18 protein-coding genes are annotated in these 21,638 nt (G+C 46.1%); 10 read left to right on the top strand and 8 right to left on the bottom strand.

Features of this window, described 5'->3' with window-relative positions; translation table 11 throughout:
- Positions 1-231 precede the first annotated feature (231 nt).
- Genes bepA through LSG34_RS00135 form a run of 5 tightly spaced genes read left to right on the top strand, consistent with a single transcriptional unit; the run spans position 232 to position 3,712 of the window.
- Positions 232-1,689 carry a beta-barrel assembly-enhancing protease gene (gene bepA / locus LSG34_RS00155; protein WP_233006792.1) on the top strand — a complete coding sequence of 486 codons (1,458 nt, stop codon included), beginning with the start codon at positions 232-234 and terminating at the stop codon, positions 1,687-1,689.
- A gap of 20 nt (positions 1,690-1,709) precedes the next feature.
- Entirely contained in the window at positions 1,710-2,057 is a 348-nt protein-coding gene (arsC, locus tag LSG34_RS00150; RefSeq protein WP_233006791.1) for an arsenate reductase (glutaredoxin), read from the top strand.
- Positions 2,054-2,641 (top strand): NAD(P)H:quinone oxidoreductase, encoded by a 588-nt coding sequence (wrbA, locus tag LSG34_RS00145; RefSeq protein ID WP_233006790.1) that lies wholly within the window; start codon positions 2,054-2,056, stop codon positions 2,639-2,641. Before arsC ends, wrbA begins: the two co-directional genes overlap by 4 nt.
- The gene (locus tag LSG34_RS00140; RefSeq protein WP_233006789.1) at positions 2,638-3,066 is read left to right on the top strand and encodes a DUF2069 domain-containing protein; all 429 of its coding nucleotides are present in this window, start codon (positions 2,638-2,640) and stop codon (positions 3,064-3,066) included. The genes wrbA and LSG34_RS00140 overlap by 4 nt, the downstream gene beginning before the upstream one ends.
- Before the next feature lie 55 nt (positions 3,067-3,121).
- A complete protein-coding gene (locus LSG34_RS00135) occupies positions 3,122-3,712 on the top strand; it encodes an LON peptidase substrate-binding domain-containing protein (RefSeq protein ID WP_233006788.1) in 591 nt (196 codons plus the stop codon).
- A gap of 4 nt (positions 3,713-3,716) precedes the next feature.
- Here the strand turns inward: LSG34_RS00135 and queE are convergent, their stop codons facing one another.
- On the bottom strand, positions 3,717-4,382 hold the full coding sequence (gene queE / locus LSG34_RS00130; protein WP_233006787.1) for a 7-carboxy-7-deazaguanine synthase QueE: 666 nt from the start codon (positions 4,380-4,382) through the stop codon (positions 3,717-3,719).
- Between the two features lie 87 nt (positions 4,383-4,469).
- Here queE and queC point away from each other — a divergent pair, with 87 nt between their 5' ends.
- Positions 4,470-5,147, top strand: coding sequence for a 7-cyano-7-deazaguanine synthase QueC (gene queC / locus LSG34_RS00125; protein WP_233006786.1), 678 nt, complete (start codon positions 4,470-4,472; stop codon positions 5,145-5,147).
- Here queC and LSG34_RS00120 read toward each other — a convergent pair.
- Both LSG34_RS00120 and cysB read right to left on the bottom strand, forming a co-directional pair.
- Positions 5,135-6,013 (bottom strand): LysR substrate-binding domain-containing protein, encoded by an 879-nt coding sequence (locus LSG34_RS00120; protein ID WP_233006785.1) that lies wholly within the window; start codon positions 6,011-6,013, stop codon positions 5,135-5,137. The two genes, queC and LSG34_RS00120, sit on opposite strands and share 13 nt — an antisense overlap.
- Before the next feature lie 330 nt (positions 6,014-6,343).
- Positions 6,344-7,321, bottom strand: coding sequence for an HTH-type transcriptional regulator CysB (gene cysB, locus LSG34_RS00115; RefSeq protein ID WP_233006784.1), 978 nt, complete (start codon positions 7,319-7,321; stop codon positions 6,344-6,346).
- A 158-nt stretch (positions 7,322-7,479) separates the two neighbouring features.
- On the opposite strand from cysB, the gene LSG34_RS00110 reads away from it, so the two are divergent.
- Both LSG34_RS00110 and LSG34_RS00105 read left to right on the top strand, forming a co-directional pair.
- Positions 7,480-8,172: a sensor histidine kinase gene (locus LSG34_RS00110; RefSeq protein WP_233006783.1), complete on the top strand. Its 693-nt coding sequence runs from the start codon at positions 7,480-7,482 to the stop codon at positions 8,170-8,172.
- A 92-nt stretch (positions 8,173-8,264) separates the two neighbouring features.
- Positions 8,265-9,026 carry a hypothetical protein gene (locus tag LSG34_RS00105; protein WP_233006782.1) on the top strand — a complete coding sequence of 254 codons (762 nt, stop codon included), beginning with the start codon at positions 8,265-8,267 and terminating at the stop codon, positions 9,024-9,026.
- Positions 9,027-9,264: 238 nt separating this feature from the next.
- Here LSG34_RS00105 and topA read toward each other — a convergent pair whose 3' ends face one another.
- Positions 9,265-11,862, bottom strand: a complete 2,598-nt coding sequence (gene topA, locus LSG34_RS00100) for a type I DNA topoisomerase (protein WP_233006781.1) — start codon at positions 11,860-11,862, stop codon at positions 9,265-9,267.
- Between the two features lie 351 nt (positions 11,863-12,213).
- On the opposite strand from topA, the gene astB reads away from it, so the two are divergent.
- The gene (gene astB / locus LSG34_RS00095; protein WP_233006780.1) at positions 12,214-13,557 is read left to right on the top strand and encodes an N-succinylarginine dihydrolase; all 1,344 of its coding nucleotides are present in this window, start codon (positions 12,214-12,216) and stop codon (positions 13,555-13,557) included.
- Positions 13,558-13,624: 67 nt separating this feature from the next.
- Here astB and LSG34_RS00090 read toward each other — a convergent pair whose 3' ends face one another.
- Positions 13,625-15,856 (bottom strand): Ig-like domain-containing protein, encoded by a 2,232-nt coding sequence (locus LSG34_RS00090; RefSeq protein WP_233006779.1) that lies wholly within the window; start codon positions 15,854-15,856, stop codon positions 13,625-13,627.
- Between the two features lie 168 nt (positions 15,857-16,024).
- Here LSG34_RS00090 and LSG34_RS00085 point away from each other — a divergent pair, with 168 nt between their 5' ends.
- On the top strand, positions 16,025-17,332 hold the full coding sequence (locus tag LSG34_RS00085; protein ID WP_233006778.1) for a dicarboxylate/amino acid:cation symporter: 1,308 nt from the start codon (positions 16,025-16,027) through the stop codon (positions 17,330-17,332).
- Positions 17,333-17,385: 53 nt separating this feature from the next.
- Here the strand turns inward: LSG34_RS00085 and LSG34_RS00080 are convergent, their stop codons facing one another.
- The 3 genes from LSG34_RS00080 to LSG34_RS00070 all read right to left on the bottom strand — a co-directional run bounded on the left by LSG34_RS00080 (position 17,386) and on the right by LSG34_RS00070 (position 21,517).
- On the bottom strand, positions 17,386-18,036 hold the full coding sequence (locus LSG34_RS00080) for a thiopurine S-methyltransferase (RefSeq protein WP_233006777.1): 651 nt from the start codon (positions 18,034-18,036) through the stop codon (positions 17,386-17,388).
- 3 nt (positions 18,037-18,039) lie between these two features.
- The gene (sohB, locus tag LSG34_RS00075; RefSeq protein ID WP_233007433.1) at positions 18,040-19,029 is read right to left on the bottom strand and encodes a protease SohB; all 990 of its coding nucleotides are present in this window, start codon (positions 19,027-19,029) and stop codon (positions 18,040-18,042) included.
- Positions 19,030-19,120: 91 nt separating this feature from the next.
- A complete protein-coding gene (locus tag LSG34_RS00070; RefSeq protein WP_233006776.1) occupies positions 19,121-21,517 on the bottom strand; it encodes a VolA/Pla-1 family phospholipase in 2,397 nt (798 codons plus the stop codon).
- Positions 21,518-21,638 lie beyond the last annotated feature (121 nt).

Here is a 21,638-nt window from a genome sequence, read left to right as displayed (position 1 = left end):
CATCCGTTTTATTTTGCCAAAGACACTGAAATTAATCAGTGGCTTAACAACAATTAACTGAACCACTGTACACTCTGTTTTATTCTTGCTTGGAAAACTCAACAGTACAACCTGAAGATGTTGTATCTGATTGCTACTGTTGCAGATTTATCAAAAAAAGCTGGGGTAAGCGGACCAAGTGAATTAAAATTGCCCGTGTTTAAAGCCGGTATGACTGAGTTCAAAAAATAAATGAAGCAATTTGCAGTAAAAACACAACTCATTAAACTGAGCCTGTTCAGTATATGTCTGGCTCTGAGCTCTGCCTCAGTTCTGGCCAATAATGCGTTACCTGATATAGGTGGCAATGCCTTTTCAACCTTAACGCCGGATAAAGAGAAGCAACTGGGCGACGTGATGATGCGTCAAACTAAAGGCCAGTTGCCTATGGTGTACGACCCTCTGATGGATGAATACCTGAATTCTATGGGCAACCAGATGGTGGCTAAAGCTCAGGATGTTAAATTTCCATTCCGCTTTTATTGGGTCAATGATAAAAACATCAACGCTTTCGCGACCTTGGGTGGCAACATTGTCTCCCACACCGGCACTTTGGCGGTGTCAGACAGCGAAAGTGAATTTGCCTCTGTCATAGCGCACGAAATCTCTCACGTGACCCAACGTCACATTGCCCGTTCTGTCGAAGCCCGCTCTGAAAACGGCCCTTTAACTCTGGCTGGGATCCTGGGTTCTATATTACTGGCAACAGTGAATCCGGAAGCGGGTATGGCTGGTATTATGGCCTCGCAGGGACTGGCACAACAAAGTGCGATTAACTTTACCCGCAGTAACGAACAGGAAGCCGACCGCATTGGTATTCAGCTGATGGCAGATGCGGGTTATAACCCTTATGCTGTGCCAGAGTTTTTTAACAAGCTGGCGGAAAAAAGCCGTTTTGCCAATACCCAGCTGGCCTTTTTGTACACTCACCCTTTGTCACAATCCCGGGTTGCAGATTCACGTTTAAGAGCAGAACAATTTCCTAAACGTTTTGTCGCGGACAGCCAGGATTACACCCTGATCAAAGCCCGGGTGATGGCGCGTTATCATTACCAGACCAAAGACGCTCAGAGTTACTTTTTACGTAAACTATCTGAACCTGGCGGCAATACCAAAGCCAATCAGTATGGTTTGGCGTTGACCTATTTTGATGACAAACAAATCGACAAAGCTGAGCAAATTATCAGTAAGCTGCGCCAGCAAGAACCAGATAACTTATTTTATATAGACGCTTACACAGATATTCTGCTGGCCCAAGGCAAAGCTGAGCAAGCCATGACCATGCTGGAGCAGCAGTACTTACTAAAACCCAATAATCAGGTGATCACGCTGAACTATGCCAATGCGGCTATTCAGGGTAAAGCGCATCGATTAGCTGTGCATTTACTGAGAAACTTACTTTATTTCAAAAATGATATTTTCCTGGCTTATGAAATGCTGGCTGATACTTATAAAGCGATGGAAGACTACGCCCGCTATTACGAAGCCAGAGCTGATTTATATTATCAAATGGCTATCTACCCTAAAGCCATTGATGATTTAAACGAGGCGTTAAATCATCTGGGGAAAAATAACACCTTAGAAAACAGACGGATTGAGGCCAAGAAAAAACAATGGCAAACCGAGTTAAACCGTCTGAAACGTTTGTAACATCAAGGCACTGTTAATTTATGATTACGCTTTATCACAACAACCGTTGCTCTAAAAGCCGGGAAGCTTTGGCCCTCTTGGAGCAAAGCGGCAAGGCTTTTACTGTACGTTATTACCTGGATCAGCCTTTGTCTGTAGCTGAATTGACAGCTTTACTCAAAGCGCTACAACTGCCTGCCCGTGATTTATTACGCAGTAAAGAAGATGAATACAAGGCCTTAGATTTAGCTAATCCTGTGTTGTCTGAACAGCAGTTGATTGAAGCTATGCTGCTTCATCCGAAACTGATGGAACGGCCTGTGCTTCAGGTGGGAAACAAAGCTGTGATAGCTCGTCCTGCCGATAAAATGCTGGCATTGCTTGCATGAGTGTTCAGTTATTAATTTTGTATTATTCCCGTCATGGCTCTGTTGCCGCTTTAGCTGAAAAAATTGCTATAGGTGCCCAGCAGGCCGGTGCTGAAGTGATGCTACGTACAGTGCCAGCTTTGGATGGATCTGCCGTCGGTATACATCCGCATGTAACGGAACAAGACTTGCTCGAAGCTGATGGTTTTGCCTTTGGTAGTCCGGTGCGTTTTGGCAATATGGCAGCACCACTGAAAGCCTTTTGGGATAACACCAGTAGCCTCTGGCTTAAAGGCGCGTTAATGGACAAACCTGCTGGTGTTTTCACCTCTTCCGGCAGTATGCATGGCGGTAACGAAGCCAATTTACTCAGTATGATGTTGCCTTTATTGCACCACGGTATGCTGGTGATTGGCTTGCCCTATCTGGAACCCGAACTGCATCATACCCAAACTGGCGGCACACCTTATGGCCCAAGTCATGTCAGTGGCTTATCAGGTGCAAGCAATTTGAGTAAAGATGAACATCAATTGGCTATTCAATTTGGTAAACGTTTAGCTTTAGCAGCTATCGCCTTAAAAACTTCCGGATTCAGTACCTTATGAACGATAGATCTATAGCTATGGCTCCTTCTACCCGCCTTTATCTGTGGCTTGGCCGTATTGGTTTTGCTGGTCTTTTTATGCTGATCCCTGTCTGGGTTTTATGGTTAGCACCACCAGAACTGGGCAGCGCTAAGGTTCTGCTTGCCTTGCTGTGGACGCCTTTGTGGTTCCCGCTCTGGGGCATGATCACAGGCAAAGCTTATACCTTTGCCTGGGCTAACTTTATAGTCATGCTGTATATGATCCACAGCCTGACGCATTTATGGGTCAGTTCAGGTACAGAGTTTTTGCTGGCCCTGCTCGAACTGCTGTTTTCTGTCCTGATGTTTGTTGGCTGTACTTACTATGCCCGCAACAGAGGCAAGGAACTGGGTTTAAAAATACCTAAACTGAAAGATGATCCAATAAGAACAGCCAAAGACTAATCTAAAGCCCCGCTGGTTGCGTACATAACCGCAGAGTAGTTAACGACATGCGGTTATGAATCCAACAATAGCTTTATTCCCACTGAACACCCTGCTACTGCCTCAAGGCAGAATGCGTTTGCGTTTATTTGAACCACGTTATTTAAGGCTGATGAAAGAAGCCAGCAGCGGTGTACGCCCTTTTGCAATGGCAAGTCTCAACCCGCTGGTTAGTCAGCAGCATGCAGACCGGATTTGCCCCGAAGTGACGCTGGTTTCTATTGTAGATTTTGAGCAATTGCCTGATGGTTTGTTGGGTATTACGGTCGAAGGATTAGGACGTCATCAAATCACGAAAAGATGGCAGGAACAGGACCAGCTGCATGTGGCAGAACTGTCACCTTTGCCATTCTGGACGGCTAAAAACACCAATGCAGAACAACACCAACTCTGGCACAAACTACAGCTGGTGTTTAAGCAATATCCGGAGTTGGCAAGTCTTTACCCTGAACCTGAACATCAGAATTTATGCTGGTTAGTGTCACGCTGGATGGAACTGCTGCCACTGACGCCCCACTTGAAACGCCAGTGGTTAAAGCAGGATTTAGATGAAACAGCCAGAGATTTAGAGCTCTGGCTGGAGGACAGTCTGGAAGAAATCAGCTGAGTGATTAATTAATGCCAAGATATTTGTGTACCTGCACACTTAAACGCCAGTTGTATTGTTTACAAAATTCAATAGCCAACTGAGTGGCTTTGGCTTTCTGACTGATCGGCTGCAAGTACACTAGTGTGTTGGTTAAATCCAGGCCTTGTAGCAGCTCCAGCAGCTCGTCGATATGCTTCTCCATGGCCACAGGGTGCTTAATTTCATTCGCACGCTCCAGTGCAGTGCGCAGCACTTCGTAGCCCCCTTTCATATTTACTTTAGGGGAGACAGTTACCCAGGTGCTGTCAGGTGCCAGAATGTCAAAAGTACCGCTGGTTTCAATTTGCGTAGAAAAACCACGTTGATGCAACAACTCACACAAAGGTCGTAAATCATACATACAAGGCTCGCCGCCCGTGATCACCACATGTTTAGCGCGGTAGCCTTTGTCGGTAAAGAGCTGCACTACTTCGGCGGATGATAAGCTGCACCAGTGATCCGAATCGGCTTTTTTCTCTAAAATGGCAGCGGGGCTTAATTGCAGCTCCGGGTCTATTTCCCAGGTCTGTTTGGTATCACACCAGGAGCAGCCTACAGGACATCCTTGTAAACGCAGAAAAATAGCAGGAGTGCCGGTGTAACTGCCTTCACCCTGAATGGTCTCGAAAATCTCGTTTACTTTATACACTTTATGGGGTTTTCCTTTAGCTACAGGCTCAGATACAGTACAATGCGCGCCCGAAATTTTGCCTATTATAGCGAGAGAGCCTGACAGATGCCGCAAAAAGTTGTTGTGATCTATTCCGGCGGTATGGATTCATTTACCGTGTTGCATAAAGCCATTGCCGATGGTCATGAAGTCTATGCCCTGTCTTTTAACTATGGTCAGCGCCATGTCAAAGAATTGGTCTGCGCCAAGAGCGTCTGTGAAGAATTAGGCGTGCCGCATAAAGTGGTGGATATTTCTGCGATTAATCAGTTACTGGCAGGGTCCAGCCTGATGGCGCCGGACAGCACCCATGAAGATATTCAAATCCCTGAGGGTCATTACGCTGCTGATACGATGAAATCGACCGTGGTACCAAACCGCAATATGATCTTGTTATCACTAGCAGTAGGTTATGCCGTATCCCTCAATGCTCGCGCTGTGTATTACGGCGCTCACTCTGGTGATCATTTTATTTATCCGGATTGCCGTCCTGATTTTGTGCATAAAATGAATGAAGTTTGTCAGGTGGCTAACTACGAGCCAGTCGATATCGTCAGCCCTTATTTAAGCCAAACCAAAATTGAGATTTTGCGCGATGGTTTAGCCATGGGGCTGGATTACAGCAAAACCTGGACCTGCTACAACGGCCGTGAAAAAGCCTGTGGTAAATGTGGCTCTTGTCAGGAACGACTGGAAGCTTTTGAGCTAAATAACGCGACAGACCCGTTAATTTACGAAGGCTGATGCAGGCTTATTTGCTCTAACAACTGTCGCAGCGGGTTAGTCTCTTGCTGCCCCTGTCGACAGGCTGCATACATAGTTCTGAATAAACCTTGTTCTCCTACAGGAATAACCGCCAGCAGGCCCTGCGCTCTATAAGGCTCCATCAACCAACGTGGTAACAAAGCAACGCCCTGCCCCGCAGCAATCAACTGCAAAATCTGGCTGCTTTGCGCCACAGCTCTGAATTTGGCATCCAAGCCTTGTGGTGCCAACACATAACGGTATAAATCCTGCCGATCCAAAGGCAATGGATAACCTAACAAAACCTCCTGCTTCAGTTGTTGTGCCTGGATAAATGGCTGCTGCACCAATGGATGATCCATGCTTACTCCCAGGCATAACTCCATCTCAAATAATGCCTCGAAAAAACAGCCTGCCAGCTCACGCTTATCTGTGGTCAGCACCAAATCCAGTTCATCACTTAACAAAGCATCCAAAGCGTTGTGTTCAATCTCTGCAGAAAACTCGACCGGGCAGTCATTTTGCAGTAACCCAAAAGCTTTGACGGCAGGCATTAACCAGTGAAAACAGGCATGGCATTCCACGGCCAGTCGAATTCGGCTTAAGGTTTTACCTTTAAGCTGTGCCTCAGCCTGCGCTACTAAAGGCAGAACTTGTGCTGCTAATTCCAATAACAGTTGACCTTGAGCGCTAAAAGAAACCGGCTGGCTTTTACGCAGATAAAGTGCAGCGCCCAGATAAGACTCGGCTTCTTTGAGTTGATGAGATAAAGCCGACTGAGTCAGACACAACTGATCAGCGGCGGCCACCAAAGTGCCGGTCTGTTGCAACGCCTGTAAGGTACGCAGCAGTTTTAAATCAATCATGTTTAACTCCCCTCAAGTCGAACTTGCTGCATCTTCAGTTTTTCATTCTGATCATACATTTATGTGTTTGTCTCCATTTAGCATAACCAGCAAATTAAGACATGTAAACATCCAGACATCTAAATGAAAAAATAACATGGCTTTTGTACATGCCCCAATAAGTTGCATTAACGCTTACTGGTGAAGTACAGGATGTAAAACAGACGGATGTTGGTTATTCAGAGTTATGGTCATAGGATGGAAGTCTGTCAGGAACTGCGGCAAGAGTTTGCCCTTCATCTGCAGATAAACACAAAGGGCCACTAAGGCCCTCTGTGTTGTTTGGAACAGCTACTTAATCGGCAACTCAAACTTGGCAAACATTCGGTCTATATCGTCCTGATTACGTAACATATTGGCTTTTTCTACCACTTCACGGGTTAAGTGCGGAGCAAAACGTTCAATAAAATCGTACATATAAGTACGCAAGAACGTGCCTTTTCTAAAGCCAATTTTGGTGGTGGATGCGGCAAATAGATGGCTGGCATCAATGGAGACTAAATCTTTATCCGCTTCTTTATCCATTGCCATAGACGCAATTACACCTACACCTAAACCTAGACGCACATAGGTTTTAATCACGTCAGCGTCTGTGGCTGTAAAAACAATTTTAGGCTCTAAGCCTTTTTCACCAAAAGCACGATCCAATTCCGAACGGCCAGTAAAACCAAATACATAAGTGACAATAGGATGTTCGGCCACATCTTCTACCGCAATTTTTCGGCTTAAGCTTGCCAGGGGATGATCGTGGCGCACAATCACGCTGCGATTCCAGTGATAACAAGGCAACATCACTAAATCATTAAATAAGTGCATAGCTTCGGTCGCTATAGCAAAATCAGCGTCACCTCTTGATGCAGCTTCAGCAATTTGCGAGGGCGTGCCCTGATGCATATGCAAAGATACTTTAGGGAATTTTTTCATAAAGCCGCTGATCACGGGAGGCAACGCATAGCGGGCCTGAGTATGGGTAGTGGCTATATTCAGTTTGCCTTGATCCGGCAAGGTATGTTCTTTGGCAACGGCTTTGATGCTCTCAACTTTTGCTAGTATTTGCTGAGCTATTTCAATAACATCTCTGCCAGCAGGTGTAACATGAGTCAGATGCTTACCGGAACGGCCGAACACCTGAATACCCAGTTCATCCTCCAGCATCCGTACCTGCTTACTAATGCCAGGTTGTGATGTGTATAAGCTCTCTGCTGTTGCAGAGACATTCAGGTTGTGATTGAGAACTTCAACAATATAACGCAGCTGTTGTAATTTCATGTGTCAGTGATCCGTTCTTGGCATATGATATAAACACTATACATATTCATTTGGATATTCCAACTTATTTTGATTTAGTTGGAATATATAACCAATAGTAACTAAAAAAACTGCTGTTTTTGTGTCAATAGCAGTACAACGGGATCATCGGGGACAGTATGTCAGGTTCAGATTCATCCATCGACTTTGCAACAGTGCTGGCATCTGCAGCACATGATATGAAGAACTCTTTGTGCTTATTGATCCAGTCTATTGATAACCTGCAACAAGAGCAGCAACAGCTGGATAGCAATGGCCGTGAAGAGTTATCCCGTATCCACTATGAAGCCAACAGGCTCAATATCAATTTATTGCAACTACTGTCGTTGTACCGTATCGAAAAAAACCAGCTGCCTTTGCAAATAGATCAGTATTATATCTCTGATTTATTTGAGGAAATCCTGCTGAAAAATGAAATGTACAGTGCACAAAAAGATATACAGGTTCAAATACAAGCAGGCAGCGAGTTGCTTTGGTATTTTGACAGCGACCTGATTAGTAATTTGCTGAATGATATGTTTGTTAATGCGCTGCGTTACACCAAAAGTAAATTATTATTGCGTGCAGAACTGACCGAACATGGTCTTGCCATCGAATTGCATGATGACGGCCCGGGTTATCCTGAATTTATGCTGGAAAATGCCGATACCCTGATGAAAGATTTAAACTTGGCGGCAGGCCGCACAGGTTTAGGCCTGTTTTTTGCAGGGTTAATCGCCAAAGCACATAAAAATCATGGTAAAACTGGTTTTATTCGCTTAAGTAACGGCGGTTTGTATGGCGGAGCTATGTTTAGCCTGTTTTTGCCCTGAGCTGACCTTAATATAGAAATGTTTCGAGGCCCGTCTTAAAATCAGGCCTTAGCTGAAATCCCCTCTTAGAATCTGGGGGCAACGGAGTTTGGATGCTTTTTACCATTATCATAGTGCTGGTCGTTGCATTGGTGATTATCGCCGTGATTGTCAACGCCGTGCAGCAACACAAAGAGCGACTGGCATCGCTGAAACGCGCTGAGTTTTCAAAACTCAGAACGCTGTTAGAAGATACAGAAGACATTCTGCTTAATGCCGCCAATGTGCCTATCACTAAAGGCATAGTGCAAATGCTGCTCAAACGAATCATTGTCACGCTCAAAGCTATGCTGGAGCTGGAACCTAATTCAAAAGACCTGAAGAAACGCATTGGAGAGACTGAAGCCCGCTTAAATGATACAGCTTCCGGCGACATGACAGTCGAAGGTTTAACCATGCCAGATAACGACAAACAAATTATCGGCATGATCCAGGGTATTAAAAAGCTGCGCACTATTTTGCGCGCCGAACATGCCCGAGGCAATATTGATACCCAAACCGTAGTGCAGGAAGACAGACGACTAGAAATGCTGCAACTGCGTATTAATGTGGAAAGTCAGGTGAAACGCGGTAATCAGGCTCGGGCCGGCAATATGTTAGGTTCCGCTCGCCAGTGTTATGAAAAAGCTTTGACTACGTTATCTAACTGCGCCCATGTAGATGACTATGTTACGAATCGTAAAAGTGAAGTCATGACTATACTCGAAGACATAGCAACTGAATTAAAAGAAGGTAATCTGCGCGACAGACAGAAAAAAGCAGAGCTGGAAAACAACGATTTGGATGTGCTATTTGCCCCTAAACGTAAGTGGTAACAATCCCCTTCGTACTTAAAGCTGCAGCTTTGTTGACTGCGTGCTCTCGCCCCAGACATATAGAGAAAATATGTACTTGGCATTGTGTGCGCATTTTCGCCTCAATCCAATGGCACATAGGACACCTATGCTGCTGGGGTCTCACTCACTTGTCGCCTCCCTGCAACTCCAATTACTTTGGGTATAGCGAATGTGGTAATAAAAAAGGCGCCTAAGCGCCTTTTTTATTACTCTGAAATTACTTCTCTTTTTCTTTGGTCACGACCCAGCGGCCATTTTCGTACCAGGCCGACCAGCCAGTGGCTTTGCCTTCTTTTTCCGTCATCACATACTGCTGCTTGGTCTTACGACTCCAGCGGATGATAGTCGGATTGCCTGAAGCATCGGCTGCAGGAGCTTCTGCCAGATAATGAAACTTCGGCATGATACGGTCTTTAAAACGAGCCAGCTCAGATACCAGTGGCGCACGTGTCTCCCTGGATTTAGGGAAAGTAGCAGCAGCAAGGAATAAACCTGCAGCACCATCACGTAATACGAAGTAGGTATCTGACTTTTCACATTTTAATTCTGGTAAATGCACCGGATCTTCTTTTGGCGGCGCAGCTTCACCACTTTTCAACAACTTGCGGGTGTTTTTACAAGTGTCATTGGTGCAACCGAAGTATTTACCAAAACGACCTGATTTCAGCTGCATATCCGAACCACACTTCTCACATTCGATCAGTGGGCCGTCATAGCCTTTAAGTTTAAATACACCAGCTTCAACCAGATAGCCGTCACAGCCCGGATTGTTACCACAGACATACAGCTTACGCTGCTCATCTATCAGGTAATGATCCATAGCAGTGCCGCATTTAGCACAGCGTTTTTTATGGCGCAGTATTTCGGTTTCTAATTCGTCTTCATCCGCTACTTCCACTGCATCATCACCAGGAGTCAGATTCATAGTGGTTGTGCAGCGCTCTTTTGGCGGCAGGTTGTAGCCTGAACAACCTAAAAACACACCGGTCGATGCAGTACGGATACCCATTTGACGACCGCAAGTCGGACAGGCGATATCGGTCAGCACAAATTGATTGGTGCGCATGCCGCCTTGTTCCGGGTCTGATTCCGCAGTTTTTAACTGCTGCGAGAAATCGCCATAAAACTGATCCAGCACTTTACGCCATTGCAGCTCACCATGAGCAATATCATCAAGGCGCACTTCCATATTGGCGGTAAAGTCGTAACTCATTAAATCGCCGAAGTTTTCAACCAGGCGGTCAGTCACAATTTCGCCCATTTTTTCAGCGTAGAAACGGCGGTTGTCCACTTTGACATAACCACGTTCCTGAATAGTCGAAATAATAGCTGCGTAAGTGGAAGGACGGCCTATACCGCGTTTTTCCAGCTCTTTGACTAAACTTGCTTCGCTAAAACGAGCCGGTGGTTTAGTAAAGTGCTGAGCCGGAGCTAACTGTTCCAGCTTTAAGGTTTCGCCAGGTTTGACATCCGGCAGTTCCAGCTCTTCTTCGTCTTTACGTTTTTGCGCAGGTTGCACTTTGGTCCAGCCGTCAAAACGTAATACACGACCTTTGGCTTTTAATTCAAAGTCCGCTGCAGTTACGGTGATCACTGTGACATCATATTGTGCTGAAGGCATCTGACAGGCCACAAACTGGCGCCAAATCAGCTCGTACAATTTACGGGCATCGGCTTCCATATCCTGCAGGCTGCTGGCCAAAACAAATACATCAGATGGACGAATAGCTTCGTGCGCTTCCTGAGCATTGGCTTTGCTACCATAACTTAAAGGCTGATCCGGCAGATATTTGCTACCGAAGTTCTGTTCAATGTAATCGCGACACGCCGTCAACGCATCAACACTTAAGTTGGTTGAGTCGGTACGCATATAGGTAATATGGCCGGCTTCGTACAAACGTTGTGCCAGCATCATGGTTTTCTTGACGCCATAACCTAAACGGGTGCTGGCAGCTTGTTGTAAGGTTGAGGTGATAAAAGGTGCCTGAGCTTTACTGCTCGACGGCTTATCTTCACGTTCAGTGACCTGATAGCTGGCTTTTTGCAGCACAGCCACAGCGGCATCAGTCTGGGCCTTATTTTCGGGCCTGAAGGCTTTTCCGGCCTGTTTAGCCACATCCAGTTGCAGGTTTACACCCGCTTTGGTCAGGGTGTCTGCGGCAACAGTCCAGTATTCTTCTGGTACAAAAGCTTTAATTTCGCGTTCACGCTCTACCACTAAACGTACAGCCACAGACTGTACACGACCAGCAGATAAGCCACGGGCGACTTTTTTCCACAATAACGGCGACACCATAAAGCCAACAACCCGGTCTAAAAAGCGACGGGCTTGCTGCGCATTTACACGGTGCTGATTGACTTCACCCGGTTCAACAAAGGCATTTTTAATGGCATTTTGGGTAATTTCATTAAAGACCACCCGTTTAAACTTCTGATGTTCGCCACCAATAATTTCCTGAAGGTGCCAGGCTATCGCCTCCCCTTCACGGTCTAAGTCCGTTGCCAGATAAACAGTGTCTGCCTTTTCTGCCAGAGCTTTTAGCTCTTTGACGACTTTTTCTTTGCCTGGCAAAATCTCATAACGGGCCTGCCAGTTGTTGTTTGGGTCTATCCCCATACGTTCAACCAGAGCCTGATACTCTTTTTGCTCTTTGCTGAGCTTAGTTTTGTCTTCTTTGGCTTTATCCTTGTTGCTGCTCGTTGGCAGATCGCGGATATGGCCGACGCTGGATTTGACGATAAAGTCATTTCCAAGGTACTTATTGATGGTTTTAGCTTTCGCTGGTGATTCGACTATGACTAGTGATTTCGCCATTTTATGATTGAGATCCCTGACCTTTTAGCGTGCCGGCGGGCACTTCTTTTTTAACGTATATCCGTAAACTCAAGTTGTGACAAGAGAATAAGTTCATTATTATGCCAGAAGGTCACAATTTAGTGACTTTTCGCTGAATAAATCAGCGGGTCCTGCATAAAGTAACAAAAGTCGCAGCATAGCGACAAGCGAACGAGACCCAGGAGCATAATTGTCTTATGTGACAGGAGCGAGTAGCGCAGTCAACAATACTGTGGCTTTAAGTACGCAGGGAGATGAAGCAAACAAAAAAACGGCCGCAATAATAATAAAAGCAGAGCCCCTTCCAAAAAATGAAGGAATAAAGCAAAAATGAAGTTCTTTGAAGCAAACTTTGACGGCCTGGTCGGGCCGACGCACAACTATGCCGGATTATCCATCGGCAACGTTGCCTCGCTAAATAACGCCAAAAACACCTCCAATCCGAAACAAGCCGCTAAACAGGGTTTGCAAAAGATGAAGTCTTTGTCTGAGTTGGGTTTAGTACAAGGCGTACTGGCTCCACAGGAAAGGCCTGATGTCTACACGTTAAGACGTTTAGGCTTTACCGGCACGGACAGCGAAGTAATCAGTAAAGCTGCAAAACAAGCACCAGCAGTACTGAAAGCCGTCTGTTCAGCCTCCAGCATGTGGACCGCCAATGCCGCCACTATTTCGCCCAGCGCAGATACAGCGGACGGTAAAATTCATTTTACACCAGCGAACTTAACCAATAAGTTTCACCGTTCACTGGAACCTGTCACCACAGGTCGTATTCTCAAAGCCATGTTCAGTGATGACAAACATTTTGCTCATCATCAGCATTTGCCGGACAACGATCACTTTGGTGACGAAGGTGCAGCCAACCATACGCGTTTGTGCAGTGATTACGGCACGTCAGGTGTTGAGCTTTTTGTCTACGGTCGTTACGCTTTTGATTCGTCAAAGCCTGCGCCTAAACGTTTCCCTGCCCGGCATACGCTGGAAGCTTGTGAAGCGGTCGCACGCCTGCACGGCTTATCAGACAACGGCGCTGTGATGATACAACAAAATCCGGATGTGATTGATCAGGGTGTATTTCACAATGACGTCATAGCCGTGGGCAACCAAAACGTATTGTTTTTTCACGAGCAGGCTTTTGTCGACACCCAAAGCAAGCTCGATGAAATTCGCCGCAAGTTTGGTACGGCAGCAGATTTACACTTTATCGAAGTGAAAACCTCTGAAGTGTCAGTGTCTGAAGCGGTAAAAACTTATCTGTTTAACACTCAGCTGGTGACCTTGCCTAATGGTGATATGGCCATTATTGCGCCAACAGAGTGCCGTGATAGCGACACTGTATCCGCGTATCTGGAACAGCTGACAGGCCGTGGTACTCCGGTGCGCCAGGTGCATTATTTTGATGTGAAACAAAGTATGCAAAATGGCGGTGGCCCAGCTTGTTTACGCTTACGTGTAGCGATGAGTGACGCTGAACATCAGGCGGTTAATCCTGCTGTATTGATGAACGACAGCTTGTTTGTCCGGTTAAATCAATGGGTAGACACGCATTATCGTGACGAGATCAGTGAGGCCGATTTAGCAGACCCGCAGTTGCTTATTGAAAGCCGTCAGGCCTTGGATGAACTGACAAAAATCCTGAAACTGGGTTCTGTGTATCAGTTCCAGCGCGATTAATTACATCCCCCACAAGTAAAAAGGCGGAATTTACTCCGCCTTTTTTATGTCTATGTATCCGTATTGTTTACAGCGTGTCGAAACAAGAAGTACCTTCACCATAAGGGTTTCTGGCAGGCCCTGAATTTTCGTCAGCGACATAAGGTCCTGATACTATGGTTCGGAACTGACGGCTTGACAGGTTTTCTGTACCATCAGCGAAACCTGACACTGATAACAAAACTGTTGTCCAGGGCGCTATATCACGCGGATAGGTTAAATCAAAGGTTGCTATACCATTGGCATCGGCCTGCACTGTGCGTGGCACTGAGGCGACGTTGCCAGGAGTTAACTGACCATTATTATTCAGATCTTCACCCGGATCCAAAATACCGTTGTTATTGACATCCTCACTAGCGCAACCATCTATCTCATCCGCAGGAACAGGATCAATAGAAGTCACAACAGGATCCCAATATTCAAAATCAATTAAGTCTGGTATAGCTACCCATTGGCCTTTTCGGTAGCTGACTGGTAATACAGAAACGTTTAACTCCTGTCCTGCAACAGGGTTACCGGATGAATCCGTCACCAAAACAGAAAACTCTTTACTAAATAGTGAATTCGTCGGTTCACTGATGTTATTTCCTGTACCAAAGCGGAAAAACAAAGTGCGGGCTCCGACAGCTACCGCTGCATCACTACTGACTACAGGCGTGGTATTAAGCACTGTCGCCGATACCTTTAAGTTAGCGCCCGTGCCTCCTCCTGTCGTATTATCTGCAGTGAATACGGTGCTGGCGAGCCCCTGCGAATCGGTAATAGCTGTAGCCGGATTAATTTGCCCACCAGGCGCACCATCCAAAGTAAAAGCGATAGAACGATTTTTCACCGGATTATTGTTGATATCCCTCACCACTGCCCGTACCACGCTTTGTTCACCTGGCCCCAACTGAGACGGAAAAGCCTGCACTGCAACCGTATCAGGCACTGTTGCAATAAATTCGACCTGAGTTTGAGTGGTCAGCAGATCGGTAGCGCCAGGGCGTATTTCGGTCGCTGCAATATTGGCAAAGCCGGCAAAATTTGACGTCACAAGAACAGAAGCTTGTCCTTGCGCGTCAGTAGTGTGATCCACTGAAACCTGGGTCAGATTGCCTGTCAACAGTCCCAGGTTTCCTCTGGTGGTGGTAAAATTCAGCGCTTTGGCAGCGTTAGGCACATTATTAGCCAGCCACTCTGCTGTGAGTTGCTGTTCTGTTCCGAGCGGCACTTCAATCACGTCAGTGTTTAAAAAGCGGAATTGATCAGACTGTATACTGACAGCAGCAATAGCTGTAGCTCCAAGGCCTGTGACACGAAGTTCATCTGTGCCGCCTTGCGTCGCTCTGTAGGAGAAGGATACCCGCCCACTATTCCCAGCTGTGACCAAAGAAGTACTGGTAATAGGGTTACCTAAAGACGAGGTCACAGCCAGGGTTTGCCCTTGGATACCTTTGCCATCAAAGTCGGTCAGATCGGCTGTGATGGTCACTTCATCAGATAACACCATAGAACGTGGCGCGCTGATTAAAATCGAGGTCCCCACCACATTAACATCGACGGTCGCAGTTTTATCACCGACTGATGCTGTCACTGTGATCGTGCGTAATGATGAGTCCACACTACTTGATAAGGTCGCTTTAGCAACGCCATCGCCTTCAGTCACAGCACTGACGATTTGTAACTCACCAGAACTGGCACTGAACTGCACTGTGACTCCAGGTTGTAATATATTGCTGGTATCTAAAACTACTGCAGACAAAGCCACTTGCGCTGTTCCCCCTGAACCTAACTGCAAATTATCAGCAATTAATCGCAGTGATCCAACCGGCTTTTCAGGTTCAATATCATCTGCATCACCCGCAGAAGCAAAACTTATGGTCGTAGTCTGCCCTCCGGTTAAAGTCGCAGCTATAGTACCGGCACCACTTTTGGTGCCAACCACAACACCTATAGTCGCGACTCCACTGCTATTGGTTTGAGCTGTGCCTGCTTCGTTATTAAAACTGGCCAATAGTGCGTCATTAAAACTAAAGGTCACTAATTGGCCTGACATCGAACGACCGGTTGAAGAGGTTAAGGTTGCGGTTAATGTTAAAGGCTGAGCTTTGCTCACGTCCGACGCCACACCACCAGATGCATTGGTTAACGCCAGACTGATACTGATGACTTCGGTGGTCCCGCCGCCGTCATCATCACTGATAGTGCCACCACCACCGCCACATGCAGCCAACAAAGCTAAAACAACGATGACAAAGTAACAGCGGACTCTAAGCATCTGGATTCTCCATTGGATGCGCTAACTTATTGTAATTATTCTAGCTTAGTCGAAACTTCTGCAACGGGCTAAGTCACAACGCAAAATAATTCAGTCAGTTGCGGTTTTTCTTTTGGTTCACAAACTGGTAGGCTAAGCGGCATTTTCCGGACTGATAACAAAATAAAAATGACTTCAAAAAAGAAATTAGGCCTTACACCACGTATTCTGATCGGCATGGCACTGGGTATCCTGGTCGGTGCTTTATTTAAATTCCTGTTAGCAGGTGAAGCAGAACGGACTTTAAGTTTGTTTGGCGCAGAACTGGGCTTACGGGCATTTTTTGTTGACGGTATTTTTCATGTCGGCGGCCAAATTTTTGTTGCCAGCTTAAAAATGCTGGTTGTGCCTCTTGTCTTTGTCTCGCTCGTCTGCGGTACCAGCTCGTTAAGTGATCCGAATACACTGGGGCGTTTGGGTGCCAAAGCCATGGGCTTATTCACCTTAACCACAGCTATAGCCATTGCTCTGGCCATTTTCTTTGCAATACTGGTTTCACCTGGTGCTGGCGTTAACATGGTTGCTGACTCGACCTTTCAAACCGGAACAGCGCCTTCAATAGCCGAAGTTTTTATTAACATGTTCCCAAGTAATCCGGTCGATGCCATGGCCAGAGGGGAAATGCTGCAAATTATCGTATTCTCTGTGTTATTTGGTCTGGCGGTTGCCATGAGTGGTGAAGCTGGAGTGCGGGTACGGGATTTCTTTAATGATTTAAACGAAGTGGTGATGAAGCTGGTTGGCTTTATGATGGCTTTAGCCCCTTATGGTGTGTTCTTCCTGATGGCGAAGTTATTTACCACCCTGGATATGAAAGATATGGGCAGCCTGGTCTGGTATTTTGCCACTGTGCTGTTTGTGTTAGTTTTCCACGGTTTTGTGGTCTACGGTACCTTATTAAAAGTTTTTGGCCGTTTAAGCCCTTTGATGTTTTTCCGCAAAATGAAAGATGCAGCTTTGTTTGCTTTCAGCACCTCAAGCAGCAATGCAACACTGGCGGTGAATATGGAAACGACCACCAAAAAACTCGGTGTCAGCAACAATATCGCCTCATTCACTATCCCTTTAGGCGCTACCATCAATATGGATGGAACCGCTATTATGCAGGGTGTAGCAACCGTATTTATTGCTCAGGTATTCCAGATTGATTTAACCACAATGGATTATCTGATGGTGATTCTGACTGCGACTTTAGCTTCGATAGGCACGGCTGGTGTGCCAGGTGTAGGTTTAATTATGCTGGCAATGGTATTGCAGCAGGTAGGTTTACCTGTGGAAGGCATAGCACTGATTATTGGTGTCGACCGTCTGTTAGATATGACCCGCACTGCGGTGAATATAAGCGGAGATGCTATGGTGTCTTGTCTGGTGGCCAAAAGCGAAAACCAGTTTGATGAAGCCTGTTTTAACAACCCGGATGCGGGTAGAAACAGCTAAAACCAGTCTGATAAAACAACGCCGCTCTATGCGGCGTTTTTTATCACTTTAGATTACCAGCGGATCCAAAACGCTTTTTCAACAAGGCTGCTAACGTTAAACTGCCGCTGCGCAAAAGGTCGTCCTGTCAGATTACGCATCGCGACTAACTCAATGGACACTGCAAAATCAAACAACTGCCTGACCTCCGGCTCAGTCACAGAAAAGGGTGGGCCCGACATTTCTTCTTGTGGGTACTCAAGGCTCAGCAGTAACAAAGAAACGGGTGCTGGACATAAGTTTTTTAATTGCTTCACATAGTCAATTCGCATCTGCAAAGGTAGGGCTATTAGTGCTGCTCTGTCATAAATCAACCCAATTTCACCCAATTGCTCTGGCTTTAAAGCAAAATAGTCGCCTTGCCAGATACCCACAGCGGGATGATTAAACCTCTGAAAATCACCTTGTGCTGAGACTGAAAATGCGTGATCTTGTTCCTGATAAAACTGCTGACATGCCAGTTCAGAAAGCTCAGCACCTATGACTTTACCTTGCTCTGCTAACCACCACAGATCCAGACTTTTACCGCATAAAGGCGCAAAAATCGTTTTAGATGGCTCCCAGTTCAGCTGAGAGAACACCACAGGTAACAGCGGATGGATTTCATCTTGATGAAAGCCAATGCGTTGTTGTTGCCAGCAATTATGCCAAAACTCAGACTGCATAACTTAACGCCAAAAACTCAGGTTAGATAACTTGTTCAGACTTGTAGCTAAGGCTGTACTTGCAGCTAAACCGACTTTTTCTGCCAGTTTACGTTTGATCTGATACTTCACCTGCACTACTTTTTTGCTGTGAAATTGCTGAACCAGATAGTCATCACTGGTTTGCAGTTGGTCTATTAAATTTAACTCCAGCGCCTGATAACCAAACCAATGCTCGCCTGTCGCGACCTGTTCCATCTGAAGGACTGGTCTGTGTTTAAACACAAAGTCTTTAAATAAAACATGAGTTTGCTCCAGTTCATGTTGAAACTTTTCACGACCTTTGTCCGTATTTTCGGCAAAGACAGTGACTGTGCGTTTAAATTCACCTGCAGTGAACTGCTCTACATCTATATGGTTTTTCTTCAACAGCTTATGAAAGTTAGGCAACTGGGCTACCACACCAATAGAACCAACAATAGCAAAAGGTGCAGCTAAAATGCGGTCCGCAATACAAGCCATCATATAACCACCACTGGCAGCTACTTTGTCGACAGCGACTGTCAGACGAATATTTTGCTGCTTGATTCTGTCGAGCTGAGAGGCGGCCAGACCATAACCATGCACTACCCCACCAGGGCTTTCCAGCCGGATCAATACTTCATCTGTGCCCGTCGCAACAGCTAACACAGCTGTGACTTCTTCACGTAAGGCTTCCACTTCGTGCGCATCCATACTGCCATTAAAATCCAGCACAAAAAGCCGCTCTTTTGGCTCATCCTGTTGCTTTTGATTTTTCGACCAGGCTTTATAGGCTTTTTTATCCAGCAGTTGTTGCTGCAGATCGGCAGTCAATTCGCGGTAATCTTCCGACAGATCGCTAAACTCCAGCTCACCTTTTTTAGCCTTTTGTTTGGCCGAAACTATCAGCACAATAATCACAGCGACGGCTATCACCACAGTGGCGGTTTTCGCCAGAAACAAACCGTATTGATATAAAAATTCCACTTCTATTCCTTTTAAAGACAAACTAACGGCATTGTAGCCTGATGATAATAAAAAAAAAGCCCGGCAACTGAGCCGGGCTTTTTATAGACATTGAAACTTAGTTGGCTGGAGCCATTACAGCGCCGTTAGTGACAACAACACCAGCACCACGCCCCATAAAGAAGCTCACACTTTGGCCCTGCATTTCTGCAGTGGCTGCGGCACTTGCTGTTGGGCTCAGAATTGAGCTGTGGCCACCGGCGATAAAACGACTTAATGCAGTACCAGCCACAGGATAAGTACCAGCAACGTTATTTACTGCTGATGCACCCAATAAGGTGGCTAGCGGCTCAGTACCTGCCAGAGGCATAGCAGCAGAACTATTTGGGATCACCTGATCTGGTAATTGTTCAGCCTGATCACCCACTACTTCAATAATGTATGTTGGGGTTTCAGAGGCAACCAGCATAGAGGCATAGTTATTTGGATCACCCGCATCTGTCACAGTTTGTGCCGCAAAGGCAAAAGAAGCGAAAGAAGCGTTTAATGCTGCCAGAGCTGTTGGGTTAGTAGCACTCAGAGCCTGCACAAAAGAGTTAAAGCAAGCAGCATAAGGAGCCGTCTGGCCAGCACCACAACTATTAGTGGTCGCAAACTCTGTGTAAGCAGCCGCAGTAGTACCACCAGCACCTAACAATACGCTGGCTTTAATAGTTGGGCCAAACGAAGCGGATTCCAACAGGAAGTTAGCTACAGCACCACCAGGCATAGCTAAAGTGGCAGACTGAATTTTATATAAGGCGTCCAGTTGGGCATTTCCGGTAGTGCTGTTGGCTAAAGCCACCATAGAAGTACCAGAAATCGCTCCTAAAGAGTGGCCTAAGAACTGCACGTCCTGAGTATTTAATAAACCAGGCTGGTTATTAAAATTCATACCTAAACGTAAACCCAGCATATCCGCGATACTTTGACGTAAATTGTCGCGGGTCACTAACAGGTTCGACAGGTTCATATACACAGTTGCATTGCCGTTGCTGGCGTTTAACGCTCCAAAACCACGGCTACCGTGTAATGGATGGTCAATCGCAATAGTGGCAAAACCGCGAGCGGATAAGGCGCCTGTGATAGCTAACATATCTTCTTTCTTAGAGGTAATACCATGTTGCAGTATCACCACAGGCCAGCCTGCTGCAGGTTTAACTAAACCTAAAGCTGCACCACGCACTTCGTCAGGCACAGTCACCTGCACTGCTAAGGTCTGAGTGCTGTTTACTTTAGGTATCACATTAAACTTAGTAAGATGGCGTTGTTTATCTAAGCCAAAGTCACGTAAAGCACCACTTGACGCAGCTTTACAAAACGCATCATTGCCAGCCTGAGCCGGGTCAGTAATACCTGCTTCCAACGCTGTTTTTTGTGCATCTGTTAATGAAGCAATAATAGCGCCTGAATCACAACGTGCTGTCCAGCGAGTGCTTAAAGGCGCTGTTGGATTTTCTGTCGTTCCAGCACCTAAATAATACGGCAGGTTAATAGTACCAGTGTAAAGTTTCGCCAGTTTAAAAATAAAACGTGGGTCAGCCAAGCTGTCTGCCACTGTTTGTCCTGGGAACAATACATCTGATACCACAGCACCAGTATCTGAAATAGCAACAGAAGGAGGTGTGTTGTTGTTCAAAGCACTTGGCGCCATTAACTGTTTAATGGTTGCAAATACCGGAGCAGTAGACTGAGTGGTAATAGCTGCAGTGTAAATAATGTCAGCTTTATTGATAGACTCTGCAGACACTGCATTTTCAAAGCTGTTGATCACGCCTTGTAACGCCAGTTGAGCCGCTGTACCTAATGGCTTAGTGGTAATGTCTTGCTTCACTAACTCGTAAGTAGAGGAAGGAGCCACAGAACGGCCTTCGCTATCTTTTAATGCGCTGGTGAACACCAAAATATAAGTGGTGGCTGGTTTTAATGGTTTTAATGGAATAACAGCAATGCTGTTACCACTGGCACGGGTCACGTAGTCCACGCCAAAAGTAAGGCTACCTACTGCTTTACAGGCTGCACCACGAGGCACTGCGCGGCAGTCTGCGTCAGGTGAAGCAGGGTCGCCCATCAGAGTTTCCACTAAATGCACGGCACCTGCTTGCTGCACACTGGCTGCGTCTAAAGTCACACCAGAGGTAAAGTTCAGCGCGATAGTAAATGGGTTTTGAGTTGACCAGCCATCTAATGCACCTAAGGCCGTTGATGGGTCTGCATAATTTGGCGCATCAAGATGAGCACCAGCAGCATTTTTTTCACCCGGCATAAACAAAGTACCATCAGTGGTACCTTGTAATAATAAATCGTTTGGTGGTGATAACACACCGTTGGCAGGGTCATACACTACACGTGATAAAGGGATCTGAACCTCACCACCTGTTTGAGTATCGTCTTTAATTTCGTCCAGTGATTCACCACCGCAACCGGCTAAACCTAATGCACTGGCAATAGCAAAGCTAAGCAAAAGCTTGTTCATATCTTCTCCCCGTGTCCTGTATTTTTCTTATTCTGCCCCGATAGTTACCTAAAGAGGTCATTCGTTTTTGTGATGTTAGCTTTTAACAGCTACGACCAGTTAAACTTAACCCAATCAGAAA

Source organism: Rheinheimera faecalis, from assembly GCF_021290965.1.
Lineage (GTDB): Bacteria > Pseudomonadota > Gammaproteobacteria > Enterobacterales > Alteromonadaceae > Pararheinheimera > Pararheinheimera faecalis.
Note: the sequence above shows the minus strand (reverse complement) of the source record. Positions and strands in the feature narration are given on the sequence as shown.